General features: G+C 38.9%; 14 protein-coding genes and 1 other RNA gene. 11 read left to right on the top strand and 4 right to left on the bottom strand.

The window, feature by feature from the left end:
• Nucleotides 1-43 precede the first annotated feature (43 nt).
• Nucleotides 44-679 (top strand): HAD family hydrolase, encoded by a 636-nt coding sequence (locus tag EZ444_RS16905; RefSeq protein WP_131610331.1) that lies wholly within the window; start codon nt 44-46, stop codon nt 677-679.
• A gap of 79 nt (nt 680-758) precedes the next feature.
• Here the strand turns inward: EZ444_RS16905 and EZ444_RS16900 are convergent, their stop codons facing one another.
• Nucleotides 759-1,946 (bottom strand): proline dehydrogenase family protein, encoded by a 1,188-nt coding sequence (locus EZ444_RS16900; protein ID WP_131610330.1) that lies wholly within the window; start codon nt 1,944-1,946, stop codon nt 759-761.
• Nucleotides 1,947-2,042: 96 nt separating this feature from the next.
• On the opposite strand from EZ444_RS16900, the gene EZ444_RS16895 reads away from it, so the two are divergent.
• From EZ444_RS16895 to aroC, 6 genes are all read left to right on the top strand, one after another.
• The gene (locus tag EZ444_RS16895; RefSeq protein WP_131610329.1) at nt 2,043-2,249 is read left to right on the top strand and encodes an RNA-binding S4 domain-containing protein; all 207 of its coding nucleotides are present in this window, start codon (nt 2,043-2,045) and stop codon (nt 2,247-2,249) included.
• On the top strand, nt 2,249-3,313 hold the full coding sequence (gene aroB / locus EZ444_RS16890; RefSeq protein ID WP_131610328.1) for a 3-dehydroquinate synthase: 1,065 nt from the start codon (nt 2,249-2,251) through the stop codon (nt 3,311-3,313). The genes EZ444_RS16895 and aroB overlap by 1 nt, the downstream gene beginning before the upstream one ends.
• A 345-nt stretch (nt 3,314-3,658) precedes the next feature.
• Nucleotides 3,659-4,492 carry a prephenate dehydratase gene (locus EZ444_RS16885; protein WP_131610327.1) on the top strand — a complete coding sequence of 278 codons (834 nt, stop codon included), beginning with the start codon at nt 3,659-3,661 and terminating at the stop codon, nt 4,490-4,492.
• 55 nt (nt 4,493-4,547) lie between these two features.
• Nucleotides 4,548-5,687, top strand: coding sequence for a chorismate mutase (locus EZ444_RS16880; protein WP_131610326.1), 1,140 nt, complete (start codon nt 4,548-4,550; stop codon nt 5,685-5,687).
• A gap of 2 nt (nt 5,688-5,689) precedes the next feature.
• Nucleotides 5,690-6,946, top strand: coding sequence for a 3-phosphoshikimate 1-carboxyvinyltransferase (gene aroA / locus EZ444_RS16875; protein WP_131610325.1), 1,257 nt, complete (start codon nt 5,690-5,692; stop codon nt 6,944-6,946).
• Between the two features lie 28 nt (nt 6,947-6,974).
• Nucleotides 6,975-8,063: a chorismate synthase gene (aroC, locus tag EZ444_RS16870; protein WP_131610324.1), complete on the top strand. Its 1,089-nt coding sequence runs from the start codon at nt 6,975-6,977 to the stop codon at nt 8,061-8,063.
• Between the two features lie 22 nt (nt 8,064-8,085).
• On the opposite strand, the gene EZ444_RS16865 is transcribed toward aroC, so the two are convergent.
• On the bottom strand, nt 8,086-10,509 hold the full coding sequence (locus tag EZ444_RS16865; RefSeq protein ID WP_131610323.1) for an alpha-ketoacid dehydrogenase subunit alpha/beta: 2,424 nt from the start codon (nt 10,507-10,509) through the stop codon (nt 8,086-8,088).
• Nucleotides 10,510-10,640: 131 nt separating this feature from the next.
• Here EZ444_RS16865 and EZ444_RS16860 point away from each other — a divergent pair, with 131 nt between their 5' ends.
• The 4 genes from EZ444_RS16860 to EZ444_RS16845 all read left to right on the top strand — a co-directional run bounded on the left by EZ444_RS16860 (nt 10,641) and on the right by EZ444_RS16845 (nt 13,456).
• Complete coding sequence (locus EZ444_RS16860) at nt 10,641-11,033, top strand: DUF1573 domain-containing protein (RefSeq protein WP_131610322.1); 393 nt, start codon at nt 10,641-10,643, stop codon at nt 11,031-11,033.
• A 100-nt stretch (nt 11,034-11,133) separates the two neighbouring features.
• On the top strand, nt 11,134-12,336 hold the full coding sequence (locus EZ444_RS16855) for a pyridoxal phosphate-dependent aminotransferase (RefSeq protein WP_131610321.1): 1,203 nt from the start codon (nt 11,134-11,136) through the stop codon (nt 12,334-12,336).
• Nucleotides 12,337-12,402: 66 nt separating this feature from the next.
• Nucleotides 12,403-12,767, top strand: a transfer-messenger RNA (tmRNA) gene (gene ssrA, locus EZ444_RS16850).
• Nucleotides 12,768-12,856: 89 nt separating this feature from the next.
• Nucleotides 12,857-13,456: a hypothetical protein gene (locus tag EZ444_RS16845; protein ID WP_131610320.1), complete on the top strand. Its 600-nt coding sequence runs from the start codon at nt 12,857-12,859 to the stop codon at nt 13,454-13,456.
• Nucleotides 13,457-13,458: 2 nt separating this feature from the next.
• Here the strand turns inward: EZ444_RS16845 and EZ444_RS16840 are convergent, their stop codons facing one another.
• Nucleotides 13,459-15,558 (bottom strand): PAS domain S-box protein, encoded by a 2,100-nt coding sequence (locus EZ444_RS16840; protein ID WP_131610319.1) that lies wholly within the window; start codon nt 15,556-15,558, stop codon nt 13,459-13,461.
• Between the two features lie 93 nt (nt 15,559-15,651).
• Nucleotides 15,652-17,223 carry a hybrid sensor histidine kinase/response regulator gene (locus tag EZ444_RS16835; protein ID WP_131610318.1) on the bottom strand — a complete coding sequence of 524 codons (1,572 nt, stop codon included), beginning with the start codon at nt 17,221-17,223 and terminating at the stop codon, nt 15,652-15,654.
• Nucleotides 17,224-17,253 lie beyond the last annotated feature (30 nt).

Genomic DNA, 17,253 nt, shown 5'->3' with positions numbered 1-17,253 from the left:
GAGTGCAATGTTACATATTTACATCCAAATTTGAAACACTTTTATGAAAAAAATTAAAAATATTATATTCGATTACGGCAATGTTATTTTCGAAATAGATTTTAAAAGAACACAAGACGCTCTGTTACATCTAGGTATCACAAACAGCACAGAATTTTTCGCACATAAAAGTCACCACAATCTTTTTAATGATTTTGAGACTGCAGCCATCACCCCCGCCCAATTTAGAGCTGGAATACGTGAAGCTGCAGAAAATAGTAAACTAACGGACGAAGAAATTGATGCAGCCTGGAACAGTTTATTGATTGGTGTTCCTCCCGGAATCCATGAAGTATTGCTTAAAGTAAAACAAAAATACCGCACTTTTTTATTGAGTAATAACAACGAGACCCATTACAACTACATCGTAGATTACCTGAAAAGAGAGTTTGACATGCCCGATAACAGTAGTCTGTTTGAAAAGGCTTATTATTCTCAACATATGTTCTTGCGCAAACCCAATGTGGAAATATTTGAACAGGTAATTAGCGAGAACAAACTAGATCCTGCGGAGACTTTATTTATAGACGACAGTCCGCAGCATATTGAAGGTGCCAAATTAGCGGGACTAAATACATTACTAATGACCAAACATCCTAAAGATTTAGAGCAGGTATTGATTGATCATCACATCTTGTAAAATGGGATGGAGAATTCATAGAAAAGGCCGTATCAATTTGAATTTTGATACGGCCTTTTTAATGATAATGATTAAACTTTTAGTTTAACCTTCTGCGTTGTTTCTCTTTCACGATTAAACCAAGCTCTCTGCTCGTTTGTCCAGCAACTGAAGTATTCTCTTGCGCTCGTCTAAATAAGTACGGCATAACAGCTTCAATTGGGCCATACGGAACATACTTGGTTACATTATAACCTGCATCAGACAAATTGAAACTTAGATTATCGCTCATTCCTAACAATTGTGCAAAATAAACATGCGGATGGTTATGAGCTACCCCATGTTTATCCAGCAATTGAGCCAAAACACGACAACTATTTTCGTTGTGTGTTCCGCAAACAATAGCGATATCATTAATATGCTCCATGCAATAATCTAAAGAAGCATCATAATCACGGTCAGAAGCTGCTTTATCAGGCTGTATCGGTGATGGGTAACCCATTTCCGCTGCCCTTTTGCGTTCCTTCTCCATATAGGCACCACGTACCATTTTCACACCTAAAATAAAGCCCGAAGCTTTAGCAATCAAGTGATCAGCTTTCATATCAGCCAGTTTATCATGACGGTACATTTGATAGGTATTATACACGATGATGCTTTTTTGATTAAATAAACGCATCATATCTATAGCCAATTCGTCAATTGTATCTTGTATCCAGGTTTCTTCAGCATCAACCATGATGGGTACATTTTTATCATAGGCCATTCTGCAGATTTTCTCGCAGCGTTGTTTAACCTTCTCAAATTCTGCCTGTTCAGCAGTTGTCAATTCTTGTTTGGCATCCAATTTCTCCAGCAAACCAAAACGGCCTATGCCCGTAACTTTAAATACAGTAATCGGAATACGCTTGTCCCCGGCAGCGCGTTCAATGGTTCTTATAATTTCGGCACAGGTAAAATCAAAAACAGCTTCTTCATCCTCCCCTTCTACAGAATAATCTAAAATGGTTCCAACCTGACCAGCTGCAAGCTGTTCGATTGTATGCTCGCACTCTGCAATAGTTTCGCCACCGCAGAAATGTTTAAATATAGTCGCTTTAATTAAACCTTTAATTGGTAAACCTATGTTAAGGAAAAAGTTAGTGATTGGCGGGCCAACTTTTGTTAAAAAGTTACTGCTAATCAGTTTGAACAACCAGTAGGCAGCATTTAATTCATTATTTGATTTATTGCGGAAAGCAATTTCAGTATCATCAAAATTTAATGATTTCTTGGGGGATAGTTCCATTTACGAATGTCAGTTAGTCATTTTGACTGCAAAAGTATAAATTCCCATGCTATTGGTGGTAAAACACTTTATAATTAATTGTAAGTTTGCCTTGCGATGATAAAATTCAAATTAGAAGGCGAATTTATTCCCCTTATTCAATTATTAAAAGCAACAGGACTGGTTCAAAGTGGCGGAGAAGCGCAGACCGTTGTTGAAGATGGTTTAGTAAAGTACAACGGAAAAGTTGACCACCGTAAACGATTAAAAGTTCGCGTTGGCGATGTGATTGATTTTATGGGACAAAAAATAACAGTAGTTTAATGAACAAATTAGATAGCGCAGGCCATACCATTCATTTCGAAACACAGTTGGCGCCTTTAGTAGAGGTATTGGAATCAGAAAAATACAGCAAAATATTTGTGTTTGCGGACAGTACAACTTCAGAAGTTTGTTTACCTCTATTCCAAGAAATGTTGGATGACTTTAGTGGTTTTGACCTGATAGAGACTGATCCAGGTGAAGAGAATAAGAATATAGATTTCTGTATTGGCATCTGGAAAACATTACTTGATTTTGGTGCAGACCGTAAATGCTTAATGATTAACCTTGGTGGTGGCGTAATTACGGATATGGGTGGTTTTGTCGCTTCTACCTATAAAAGAGGTATCGACTTTATCAATATCCCTACTACCTTACTCTCGCAAGTTGATGCTTCCGTAGGTGGCAAAACCGGTATTGATGTAGACAATGTTAAAAATATGGTAGGAACCTTTACCCTGCCACAGGCTGTTTTTATTGAAACCGCCTTTTTAAAAACATTACCACAAAGAGAATTACTATCGGGCTTTGCCGAAATGATTAAACATGGTTTAATTGTAGACCGCAACTATTACAATGAGCTAAAAAATAGTGACTACCAGAATATCATTCCTCAAGCTATTTACCGTTCGGTAGAGATAAAAAATGAAGTAGTTACGGAAGATCCACATGAGAAAGGCTTAAGAAAGATCCTAAACTTTGGACATACGATTGGTCACGCTGTAGAAACTTATGCGCTTATTAATGATGAAAAACCTTTAACCCATGGTGAAGCCATTGCTATAGGCATGATTTGCGAAGCTTTCTTATCCAACAAAAACAATACGCTAAGTGCAGAGGATTTGAATGACGTGACTGACTACATCCGCAAGCTTTACCCGGCTTACTATATCAAGGAAGAGAGTTATACATCTTTGATGGAATTTATGCAGAGTGATAAGAAAAATGAGAATGGTCAAATTATGTTTTCATTGCTAAGCAGTATTGGCAAATGCGATTACAACTGCAGAGTATCGGAAAACGACATATTAGCAAGTTTTGCTTACTTTAATGCCATCCATGGTTAACAGAAATAGCTAAAGTTTTGAATGCCACGGCAACGCATATTCACAACAAAAAAATATTTTTTTAAATTAACTATTGACAAATAAAATTTTGTTAGTACATTTGACAAAATGATAAAAGAAAGGGCCTGCTTGCAAGTCTGATCGAAAAAAAGAAAAGAATAGAAAAACAGATGAGAAATATCACTACATATTGGTTTGGTTACTTCTACTATTTTAGTAAGAGCCGGGACTAATATGCACTGATATCAACACGATAAATGTATACGAAAGTCCCGGCCAAACGCCGGGACTTTTTTTTGTTTTAACGCAATCAGAAACTAATAAAAAAAGGCAAAAACTAATCCAATGAACCAAGGAACAAGAGTAGCAATTCAAGGCATTAAGGCATCTTTTCACGAAGAGGCTGCTTTCAAATTTTTCGGAAAGGACATTCAAACTATTGAATGTAACTCATTTAAACAGACTTGTGAGAGTTTGGAAAAAAAGGAAGCTGACTTTGTAGTTATGGCTATAGAAAACTCTATCGCAGGCAGTCTATTGCCGAACTACACCTTAATCCGCGAATATAATTTTGCAGTGGTAGGCGAAGTATACCTGCCTATACAATTACATTTAATGGCTTTACCTGGTGTAAAATTTGAAGATATTAAATTTGCTACCTCCCATCCTATTGCGATTCGTCAGTGTGTAGATTTCTTTTACGATTACCCACACATTCAGGTAATCGAAGGTAACGATACTGCTGCTTGCGCTAAAAAAATTAAGGAAGAGCAATTAACTGATACCGTTGCTATTGCCAACACACTTGCTGCGGAATTATATGGCTTAAACATCATTGAAAGAAGAATCGAGTCGAACAAAAAGAACTATACCCGTTTTTTGATCCTTAAACTAGACAAAACAGCAGAAATGGAAGATAGCAATAAAGCCTCAATCTGTTTCCAGGTTGGCAATCATGTAGGTGCCTTATCTAAAATCCTTAACATATTTGCTGAGCAACAGGTAAACTTAACTAAGATCCAAAGTATGCCGGTTTTAGGAAAACGCAACGAGTATTACTTCTATGTGGACATGGAATGGACGAGCACAGAAAATTATGACAAGGCTGTCCGTCAGGCATTAAAATACACCGTAAACTTTAACATCATGGGCGAATACAAGAAGAACGATCAAGTATAGTCTTCAATAATAAGCCTTCGTAAAATACAAAAACAACAATTTAAACCCCAAAAAAATGAAACTACAATTGAACATCCAGCCATTAAATACTTGGCTTGACACGAAAAACGAACCACTAATCATTTCTGGACCATGTAGTGCAGAAACTGAAGAGCAATTATTAACCACTGCACATTTATTAGCTGCAACAGGTAAAGTATCTGTTTTAAGAGCTGGTATCTGGAAACCACGTACTCGTCCGGGAGAATTTGAAGGAATTGGTAGCATAGGATTAGAGTGGTTAAAAAGAGCAAAACTAGAGACTGGATTGCCTACGGCAGTAGAAGTAGCTAATGCAAAACATGTTGAAGAGGCATTGGCAGCAGGTGTTGATATCCTTTGGATTGGTGCACGTTCGACTGTAAACCCATTCTGTGTTCAGGAAATTGCCGATGCTTTAAGAGGCGTTGACGTTCCTGTATTGGTTAAAAACCCGGTGAACCCTGATCTTCAGTTATGGATTGGTGCTTTAGAGCGTCTTAATGGTGCTGGTATCACTAAATTAGGTGCTATTCACCGTGGTTTCTCTTCATTCGAAAAAAGCTCGTTCCGCAACGAACCAATGTGGGAGCTTGCTATTCAATTGAAAACTTTATGTCCTGATCTTCCAATCATTAACGATCCAAGTCATATCTGCGGTAACCGCGAATTGATCCCTTACATTTCTCAGAAAGCATTGGATTTAGATATGCAAGGCTTAATGATCGAATCACACGTAGATCCTTCGGTAGCATGGACTGATGCTAAACAACAAGTTACTCCTGCTGCACTTGCCGAGCTTGCTGAGCGTTTAACCGTTCGTGAACCAGAATCTAAAAACGAAGTATTTATAGATCAATTAGCTGACTTACGTAAGCAAATCGACAAAATAGATGACCTTTTATTGCAAAAATTAGGTGAGCGTATGGCTATTGTTGGTAAAATCGGTGAATTTAAACGCGATAACCAGGTAACCATTTTACAAGTAAACCGTTGGGATGCTATCATTAAAAAAGGTACTGCATTTGCAAAAGCTTTAAAATTGGATTTAAACTTTACTGAAAAGTTCCTGGAATTAGTTCACGGAGAATCTATTCGTAAACAAACTGAAATTATGAATGCTGGTAAAGCTGAAAAAGGCATTGCAGCAGAAGCACACGCAGAAGTTAAAGCTTAACAATGAGTAAAAACGCAATTGTTTCTTTTAAAGGGATTAAAGATATAAATGCTGAAATTGCCTTAACCGGTTCTAAAAGCGAAAGCAACAGGGCGCTGATCATCAGCGCCCTGTCAAAAGGAATCGTTGAAGTCAATAATTTATCTGATGCGGTGGATACAGTGACCTTGAATAATATTCTTAATCAGGTAAAAGCACATAATGGAGATGCCTACATTACCGTAAATGTGGGACATGCAGGTACAGCGATGCGTTTTTTAACGGCGTACCTCTCTATCGCAAACGGAACATTTCACCTGACAGGTTCTGGCAGGATGAAAGAACGACCAATAAAACTATTGGTTGAAGCCTTACAAAAACTTGGTGCTGGTATTAACTATGCCGGACAGGATGGCTACCCACCTCTCGATATCAGCAATAGCTTTAAGCAAATTAGCAGAACGGTTAAAATTCAAGGTGACATTAGCAGTCAATATTTATCTGCACTTTTGATGATCGCTCCTTCTTTGCCATTAGGCTTATCTTTAGAAATTGAAGGTGAGTTGACTTCGAGACCATATCTGGAAATGACCTTGAGTATGCTCGAAGAAGCGGGAATTAAACATTCCTGGGATAACCATACCATCCATATCGACAACCAAGCTTTTAAATCCTGCAACTTAACTGTAGAACCGGATTGGAGTGCCGCGTCTTATTGGTATAGCATTGTAGCGCTGGTAGATCAGGGTAACATAACCTTACCTCATCTAAAGGAGAAAAGTCTGCAAGGCGATAGCCAGATCAGGGATATTATGATTCCTTTTGGCGTACGAACCTCACAAACTGCAAATGGCATTGCATTAAAGTCGGGAACTTCCGTAGCTATAACAGAAGTATTGAATTTAAAGGACTGTCCAGATTTAGCACAAACTATTATTGTTTGTGCTGCAGCAAAGGGCTTAAACCTTTCTTTTACGGGATTAGAAACCTTAAAAATAAAGGAAACCAACCGCGTACTTGCTTTACAGCAGGAGTTGGCTAAAATTGGCGTTTCTTTGATAGAGGATAATGAGGTATATACTCTAAATTGCGACAACCTAAGCTTCCCTAAAAAGGTGCAATTCCACACTTACGACGATCATCGGATGGCCATGGCTTTTGCGCCATTAAGTCTGTTTATCGATGAAGTGGAAATGGAAGATTATCAAGTAGTGGAGAAATCATACCCTGATTTTTGGAAGGACTTGGAGAAAGCAGGTTTTACAGTAAAAGAAGTTTAATTTTAATAAAATATTAAATAATTCTAAAATGGCAGGTAATACATTCGGTCAATTATTTCGCATTACTACCTTTGGTGAATCTCATGGAGTAGCCATAGGTGTTATCCTTGATGGTTGTCCGGCACAGCTACCTATAGATCTGGAATTTATCCAGTCAGAATTGGATAAGCGCAGACCTGGACAATCAAAAATCACCACACAGCGTAAAGAAAGCGATACTGTTCAGATCTTATCCGGAACATTTGAAGGTAAAAGTACAGGAACACCAATAGCCATGCTGATCCCTAATGAAGATCAGCGTAGTAAGGATTACAGTCACAATACCGACGTTTATCGTCCTTCGCATGCGGATTATACTTATGATGCCAAATACGGGATCAGAGATCATCGCGGTGGTGGCCGTTCATCAGCCAGAGAAACCGCAGCCCGTGTAGCAGCTGGAGCGATTGCTAAACTATTGCTGAAGCACCATGGAATTGAAGTTTTCGCACACGTATCTGCTGTTGGAAAAATCGACGCACCTAATTTAGAAGGCGACAACATAGCTGAATTACTGGCAACCAGAGAAGATAACATTGTACGCTGTGCAGATCCAGCTACGGCACACCAAATGATCGAGTTTATTGATAGCGTAAGAAAGGATGGTGATACTGTGGGTGGAAAAGTAAGTTGTATCGTTAAAAACTGTCCAGTTGGATTAGGAGATCCTGTTTTCGACAAACTACATGCAGATCTTGGTAAAGCGATGTTGAGCATTAATGCCGTACATGGTTTTGAATATGGATCTGGCTTTGGGGGGAGTGAAATGAGAGGATCAGAACACAATGATATCTTTTTGGCAAATGAAGGTCAGCCAAAAACACTGACTAATTTTTCAGGGGGCATACAAGGTGGCATTTCTAATGGAATGGAGATCAACTTTACCGTTGCTTTTAAACCTGTTGCTACGATTATGCACAACCAACAAACCATTAATGCTGCCGGTGAAGCCGCAGAAATTAAAGGGAAAGGCAGACATGATCCATGTGTAGTACCTAGAGCGGTAGTTATTGTGGAAGCAATGGCTGCATTGGTACTTGCAGATCATTTGCTTAGAAACAAAACGAGCAAGCTTTAATAGCTTGCTCGTTTTGTTTTATTTAAAAAATAGCTGGATACTTGCCAGGGTTACTTTCATTCATCATACTGTAAATGGTTTCAATCACGTCATCTACAGAAGGTTTGCTAAAATAATCACCATCAGATCCATAAGGCGGACGATGTGCCTTTGCACTCAGCGATTTAGGCTGTCCATCCAAGTGATAGTATCCTTTTTGTTCTTCCAGAATCTGTTGCAACAAGAAAGCAGTTCCACCACCTGGCACATCTTCATCAACTACCAATAGCTTGTTCGTTTTAGCTAAGGATTGCGCACAAATGTGATCGGTATCGAATGGCAATAAAGTTTGAGGATCTACAATTTCAATAGAAATGCCTAACTGTGCTAGCTCTTCAGCTGCTTCCTCTACAATTCTTAAAGTAGAACCGTAAGAAACCACAGTAATATCAGTTCCTTCTTTAACTACCTCAGCTTTTCCTAGCGAAACAGTATATTCACCTACATTTTCCGGTAATTTCTCTTTCAAGCGGTAACCGTTCAAACATTCGATCACCAATGCAGGCTCATCAGATCTAAATAAGGTATTGTACATTCCGGCAGCTTGTGTCATGTTACGCGGTACGCATATATGTAAACCTCTAAGTGAGCCAAGGATCATTCCCATTGGCGAACCTGAATGCCACACGCCTTCTAATCTATGTCCACGTGTTCTGATAATAACAGGCGCTTTTTGACCTGCTTTAGTACGATATGACAAACTCGCCAGGTCATCACTTAATATATTAATTGCGAACAACAAATAGTCAAGGTATTGAATTTCGGCAATTGGACGCAAACCGCGCATAGCCAAGCCTATTCCCTGCCCTACTATGGTCATTTCCCTGATGCCTGTATCCGTAATCCTTAGATCACCATATTTGGCTTGCAAACCAGCAAAACCCTGATTTACATCACCAATAGCACCTAAATCTTCACCAAAAGCTACCAATCGCTGGTCACGGGCAAAGTTAGCGTCAAAGCAGGCGTTCAACAATTCACGCCCGTCAACCATTTTACTTTCCTCGTTAAATACAGGTTTCAATTCGTTTACTAAAAATGGACTATCCACCCCATCAGTAAACAATTTAGAATTGTACCTGTCTTCGTTTAATCCAATCTGCTCATTATACCAGGTCAAAAGGTTGTGTCTGCCTGTCGAAGAATCTTTTACAGTTAAACGCAAAGCCTTTCTTGCCGAAGAGATCACTTCTCTTCTTTGGGCATCCGGGGTATTGGCCAGTTGAATTGAAATTTTTATAATCGCAGGATCGCCATTGGCCATACCATTAAGTAACTCAATAACCTGATCTTTTTCGGCCTTTATAGATCCTAAAAATTCATTCCAAGCTTCTTTCTGAGTTTCACGAACCATTTTCTTGGCCGCATTTTCAAGTTCTACTATTTCTTCCTCGGTAATGATTGCTGACTCCAGCATCCATTTACGCATCTGAACGATACAGTCAAACTCTTTCTCCCACTCTAATCTTGCCTTATCTTTATAACGTTCATGAGAACCAGAAGTAGAATGACCTTGTGGCTGTGTCACTTCTGTTACGTGAATCAATACAGGAACGTGCTCATCCCTACATATATCTATTGCACGTTGATAAGTCTCGCATAAAGCTGGATAATCCCAGCCTCTTACTTTAAATATTTCGTAACCAGCAGCATTTTCATCACGCTGAAAACCTTTCAATATTTCAGAAATATCTTCTTTTGTGGTTTGATACTTTGCCGGAACAGAAATTCCGTAACCATCATCCCAAACAGACATCGCCATAGGCACCTGTAAAACACCGGCTGCATTGATGGCTTCAAAAAACACACCTTCTGATGTAGATGCATTTCCTATTGTACCAAATGCCACTTCATTTCCTTGTACAGAGAAATTCTTTAAGTACTCCAGTTCTGGATTTTGTCTGTATAGCTTAGAAGCATAAGCTAGTCCAACTAACCTTGCCATTTGTCCACCTGTAGGCGCAATGTCTGAAGAGCAATTCTTCATCTCAGTTAAATCTTTCCAACTACCGTCCTCTTTAATGGTGCGGGTTGCAAAATGACAGTTCATTTGTCTCCCAGCGGACGCAGGGTCTGCTTCTACACTTGGATTAGCATATAACTGCGCAAAAAATTCTTTTATTGTACAAATACCGGCTGCAAAGGCGAATGTCTGGTCTCTGTAATAGCCAGAGCGCCAGTCGCCATTCTTAAAGGCCTTTGCCATGGCAATCTGAGGAAGCTCCTTGCCATCACCAAAAATTCCAAACTTAGCCTTGCCGGTCAACACTTCCTTTCGTCCCAATAAACTAGCCTGTCTACTTTCAAAAGCTATTTTATAGTCGTTTACAACTATAGTTTTGAAGTCATCAAAACTTAACTCCGAGGCGTCTATTGGATTTGTGGTAAGTTTACTATTTGGCATCATAAGCAAATCAATTATGCGGCAAAGATACACAAAATCTAAAGTATGACTTAACAGTGAATGGTAATTTATATCATGGAATACTTTTTGTATTCTAAATGAAAACATTAAATTTGTTCTAAAACTACATTAAAATGAGAAAAATAATTCTGCTATTTACGTTATTCCTAGGCATAAGTGTTGCTACCAACGCGCAATCAAAACCTGCTGAATTCAAGTTTGACAAGGAGAGTCATGACTTCGGAAAAATTCCAGTGAACAAGCCAGCTACAATTGAATTTAAGTTCACAAATATTGGAGATCAGCCTTTGATTATTACCAAAGTTGAGACTACATGTGGATGTACTGTTCCTGAGTATACGCAAACACCAATTAAAAAAGGTGATGCAGGTGTAATTAAAGTTACTTACAATCCAACAGGCGCAGCACTTCCATTTAGCAAAAGCATTACAATTACTTCTAATGCAAAAACGACTACCAAGGTATTGTACATTAAAGGTGAAACTATAGCTGCAGCCAGCAAATAAAATTCAAAACATACTTTTGATTAAAACCTCGTTAATCAACGAGGTTTTTTTATTTTTGCACCTATAACTAACTTATTATTACGGGACTTTATTTTCCACCATGCCAAATATCTCAGAAAAAGGGCTACAAATGCCTGCTTCGCCCATAAGAAAACTAACTCCATTTGCTGATCAGGCAAAAAAGGAAGGTAAAAAAGTTTACCATTTAAACATTGGTCAACCCGACATTGCTACACCTGAGGGCATGCTGAATGCCATTAAGAATATTGATTTTAATGTTTGGGCCTATACCCCATCTGAAGGAACTTTAAGCTACCGGACAAAACTTACTGAATACTATAATAAATTAGGGTACAACATTACGCCCGAAGATATATTGGTTACGGTTGGCGGTTCTGAGGCCATTACTATTGCGATGCAAACCTGCGTTAATGAAGGTGATGAGATCATCATTCCTGAGCCTTTTTATGCAAATTACAATGGCTTTGCATGTATGAGTAATGTGGTTGTAAAACCAATCTTATCTCATATTGAAAATGGTTTTGCACTGCCTGCAATTGAAGAGTTTGAAAAACTGATTACCGATCGTACAAAAGCAATCATCATTTGTAATCCAAATAACCCTACTGGCTATTTATATTCAAAAGAAGAATTGGAAGCCTTAAAAGCTTTGTGCTTAAAATATGATCTATTCTTATTATCAGATGAAGCCTACCGTGAGTTTTGCTATGATGGCAGGGAATTTATCTCGCCAATGCATATGGATGGTCTGGATGAAAATGTAGTTGTTTTAGATACGGTCTCTAAGCGTTACAGCGCTTGTGGCGCAAGATTAGGTTGCTTAATTACTAAAAACAAAGAGATCATTAAATCAGGACTAAAATTTGCTCAGGCAAGATTAAGTCCGGGTATGGTTGAGCAAATTGCAGGTACCGCTGCTGTTGATACGCCTAACAGTTATTTCGAGGAAGTAAACAAAGAGTATACTTTACGTAGAGATACGCTTGTAAAAAGGTTAAATGACATGGATGGTGTATTTTGCCCCAATCCGGGTGGCGCATTTTATGTAGTCGCTAAATTGCCTATTGATGATGCTGATCAGTTTTGCCAATGGATACTGCAAAGCTTTAGTAACAATGGTGAAACGGTGATGATGGCTCCTGCGACTGGCTTCTACTCGACTGCAGGTTCCGGAAAAAATCAAGTAAGGATGGCATATGTGCTAAATACCGACGATTTGAATAAGGCTATGGATTGCCTTGATATTGCTTTAAAACAGTATCCTGGTAGAACTATGGCATAATTTTCTTATATTTGTGTGCTGATGGTTGGAAAGGAGTTGTTAACCACACACCATCAGGGCATTACTGGGGTCGTATGGATTTGACAGGGTGAAGCTAAGTATGTTAGCATGCAGTGCGTTGTACGGAGAGCACTTAAAAGAGAACGTTCACACTATAATTGGCGAAAATAACTACGCCTTAGCTGCTTAATTTAGAATTAAATAGCTTTTGTCCCTCTGACTGCTGCGATGTTAGGTTAGAATATGGGGCATCGAAATAACAACGCTGGCAATTGTAAGGTACGGTACAGTTGCGAGATAAAGTACCTAAGGTGAACGGTTAGGTCGGTTTCCAGCCCGCCAGATCCCTACAATTAATTGGAAAATAAGCATGTAGAAGGCATAATTTATCACACAACTGGACAAGGGTTCGAAACCCTTCGACTCCACAAAACAAAAAAAGCGCTGAAAATCAGCGCTTTTTTTGTTTCAAATTAAATGTCACTTATCAATATTTCAAATAAAAGCGTTCAAAAGCCATATGAAAACATTATTATTGACGATTTCACTGTTAACTACACTTGGTACTTACGCGCAAAATAGAAATTTAAAGGATAATTTTACTGTACTGGTTAGGGAAGCAGAAGGTGACTTAAACAGAGACGGTATCATAGACAAAGTGATTGTAATGATGGACACCATAGACGCAACAGTCCCGTTAAGGATACAAATATCTTTTTCTCAGCCAAACAGTACATCTAAATTAATTCTTTCCTCAACTAGAATAATTGAAGCCCAATACCCCGCACATAAAAAAGGAGAACACAACGGCAATCAAATTCCTAATTTCTACATTGAGAACGGGAACTTAGAGATGGTATCTGATATAAAGAATGGGCAATCGGAACACAAATTCAAATTTCAACATGGAAATTTTGAATTAATTTATTTCTCAAAAGTCATTTGGGATGGCAAGAATACAACAACTGAGACTGCATTTAATCTTATAACGGGAAAAAGAACTGAAAAAGTTCAATCATTAGGTTCAGATAAAATTGTACGAAGCAGTAAAAACAAAGTGTTACTCAGACCTTTGCCGAAACTACAGAATTTCGCAACATTTGAAAAGGAATTACGCTAGACTCATAGGTCGGTAGGTAAATCTTCCGCTTTCTTTATGATTTCCCTGATAATGGAATCCAGCTCGCCCGCCGAACGCATAAGATGCTGCAAAGATTCTTTCCTTGAACGCTCGTCTTCATTATTATCCAATAAAATTTTGGATAATCCCATAACACATGCTAAAGGAGCTCTTACTTCATGAGCCTGCATCCAGGCAATTTCCCGCAAACGGTCAATGCCATCCTGGGTTTTGAGTTCTCCTTCCATCCGTTGAGTTACGTCTCTTGAATTGGCCACGATACCAGCTACAACCGGATCTTCTGTCATATCTGTAATGATCGTCTCTATCCAATGATAATGACTATCAACACCTTTAAAACGGAAAGGCATAATTTTAACTCTTTTTTGTTCGTTCAACAAACCAAACTGACTGATGACCTTTTCTTTGTCATCTTTATGAATAAAGTCAAATGCATTTTTTCCTATAAGCTGTTCAGGATCTATTCCTAAAATAGATTTCGAGGTAGGGCTAACATATTTATAATTGCCGGTAGGATCGAGTATAGCTACTAAATCAGATCCATCCTGTACTAGTGCTTTAAACCGCTGCTCACTTGCGGCCAGGGCACGCTCAGATTTCAATTTCTCCGTATAATCAATTGCGAGTACCAGCATAGCTGCCTTACCTTCAAAAGTTACCGCATTAGCCTCTACACAAATGTGCATCAGCTCTCCGGATTTTTTCAGATGCCTTACCATTCTCGCCCGGAATATCCCCGTTTTAAAGGTGTCCTTCAATATTTCACCTAACTCTTTAACATCCGCTGCCGGTCTGATGTCTTTTATAGTCATCTCAAGAAATTCTTCTTTACTATAACCGTAGTGTTTAACTGCGGCATTATTCACATCTAAAAATTGAAGGGTTTCTGCATCAAACACCCATTGGGGCAATGGACTAAAATTAAACAGTTCCAGGTATTTTTCTTTTTCCTGCTGCAGCTGTTCTTCTCCATGTTTTCTTTCCGTGATATCTCTAAAATAAAGCGACAAACCTTCATCAGAAGGAAATGCAGATACCTCAATCCAAATATTTAAGCGTGAGAAATACTCATCAAACCTTACTGAAATATTTTCATCAACCGCCCTGTGATACTCAGAATAAAACTTTGTTGGTATGGCATCCTCATATACCTCCCAAATATTTTTTCCTATCATATACTCTCGTGACATGAGTAATAGCCGCTCTGCTTCCTTATTCCAATAGGTCACCACCCAATCTCTATCCAACGCCATAAAGCCATCTGTAATACTTTCCAGAATGTCCGATATCCTATAGTGGTAATCGTCCAATTGTTTTTGTGTTTTCGTAATAGCGGTGATGTCCTTAGCTATCACATGTACGCCAATTACTTCCTGGTTAATCACAATAGGAAGATTGGTCACATTTAGTATCCGATGCGTACCTTTTGCACTGATTGTCCTGATATCGAAATTCTGGAGTTCACCATGAGTGGTCTTTTTGAAATGATCATGTGCTTTTTCACGATCTCCAGGTGCTATAAAGGGTGTAAAGGAAAGCTTAAATAGCTCTTCCTCCCTACATTCAGTCAGATCAATTAATGCTTTGTTGGCGCTAAGGAAATTTCCTTCGGGATCAAGCGTAAAAACTGCGTCAGGATAATCGTCGAAAAGAGGGTGCTGAAAACTGTTTTGAATCAGAAGCGCATTGTTTAACGCTATTTGTTGATCATCGTTAGTTATCACTTGAGTGGTATCCGTCAGATTGTGAACAATAAACTTTATCTTTTCTTCATCATCCAACAATGGAAAGGTATTAATTTCCCAGTCAGCCACGTTATAATTGGATGCCTTTTTAGACTGCATCGTATCTTCCAGTGCATTTTTCAGGCTTTTCATTCCCTTTGGACCCCAAATTGAAGGCCTATGGTAAATGGTTTCAAAGATCCCTTTCCCAATCAGATCAGCACGATTGGCCTTTATGACATCAAGAAACGGCTTGTTTACAGCTGCAATTGTAAAATAAGGTTTGTTGGGTAGCAACACCATATAACCATTTGGAGAAGATCTAAAAACAGAAGTTACATTTTCTAGCGTTAACATATTACATTTTCTAATCACCGTGAAAATAATTTACGTCTGGCATAATTAATCTCTTGTTGAAAGGAGTGACTAATTGTTACGGGCTCTTGATGTTCATTTATAAGGGAGATGGATGGTGAAAACAGCTCCCTGATCATTACCTGCAATGATGGTGCCACCATGCGCAGTAATGCATTGTTTTACAATCGCCAGCCCAAGCCCGGTTCCGTTATTTTTATTTGTGGTCACAAAGGGCTCAAAAAGTGTTTTAATAATCTCAGGATCAATTCCAGGTCCATTATCCCGGATCATGATAGACAACTGATCTTTTATTTCATCAGCACTTACTATAATTCTAATAACAGGATGGGCTATCTTTTTGTTTTGAAGGACCTCGAGGGCATTGTTTAACAGATTCATCACTGCCCTTTTGATTTTCCGCTCATCAAGCTGCGCAACCAGGTCCGCAGGAATTGCCATATGAATGGCTACCTGCTGTTGGTTACTAGTACCCAATGCAAGGTTTACCGCTGTCTCAATTACGTACTTAAGGTTTACGGTTTCTTTTTTCACCGGGCTTTCCCTAATAAAATCTAAAAAGTCCTCGAATATTTCAGAGGCCTGCACTGCGCATTGATCCAGCATCGGGATCAAATCCCTTGGCTCATTTTCATCCTGCATCATCGTGGTGATGATCCTCATATTTTTGATGGGCGAGCGCAGATCGTGCATCACCATCCCGATGGCTTTGCCTACGATAGAAAGTTTTTCTTTTTGGATCAGTTTTTCGGTTAGTTCGGCGTTTCTAATGGCCTGTGCTGCATTTTGCACAAACAATTTGAGCAGATACATTTTCTCTGTTTTCAGCTTCTCCTGTTTTTGCAGTACTGCAAAAACAGAGTAACTGTCTAACCGTGCCAGCACCAGTTCATCCTGCTGCACCACTTCATCCGGCTCAATTTTAATAGTTTTCACCCTGGTAATTAGCTCATCCAAGTTTATCTTTGAATCAATCGCACCGATGGAAAGTATTTTTTCGTAACTAAAATCGTCATTTAGTTTGCCTAGTAAAGCCATATCTGTACCTACGGACATAGCCAACTGTTCCAAAATGTTTTTAAACAGCGCGTTTAACTGGTGCTCATTTAAGCCAATGGAGGATATCGATTCAATCAATTTCTCCAAGCTACGCAATCGGTCATAATCTGTTATCGCTTTGGTGGCAAGCAATATTATTTCCTCTGCAGCATAAGGCTTACAATGATAACCTACGTTTTGCCCTGCCTTATCTACAATATCCTCTATGGAGCGGTCGCTGTAAGCAGTGATAAAAATAATTTCAGCCTGGCTATCATGTTTACGGATCTGCATAGCAGTCTCGACCCCATCCCAACCAGGCATCCTGATGTCCAGAAAAATTACTGCATAGGGCCGGTTTGCAGCTATCGATTTTTTCACCAGTTCAACCCCATCCATTCCATTCGCAGCTTTATCTACAGTAAAAACAGGGATTTTACTGGTGCGTGGAATCAGTATTTCTTGCTGGGTATCAAATAAAATACTGGCTGCTTTACTGATGTTACTGTCTATAACGGCAACTTTTCTGGGCACCAATATTTCTTCAATATTATCACGCACCATCTCTTCATCGTCGATCACTAATACGGATGTATTTACTTGGTTCATTATAAAAAATTTAGGGAAGATGAATTGATA

This window comes from Pedobacter hiemivivus, assembly GCF_004331685.1.
Lineage (GTDB): Bacteria > Bacteroidota > Bacteroidia > Sphingobacteriales > Sphingobacteriaceae > Pedobacter > Pedobacter hiemivivus.
Note: the sequence above shows the minus strand (reverse complement) of the source record. Positions and strands in the feature narration are given on the sequence as shown.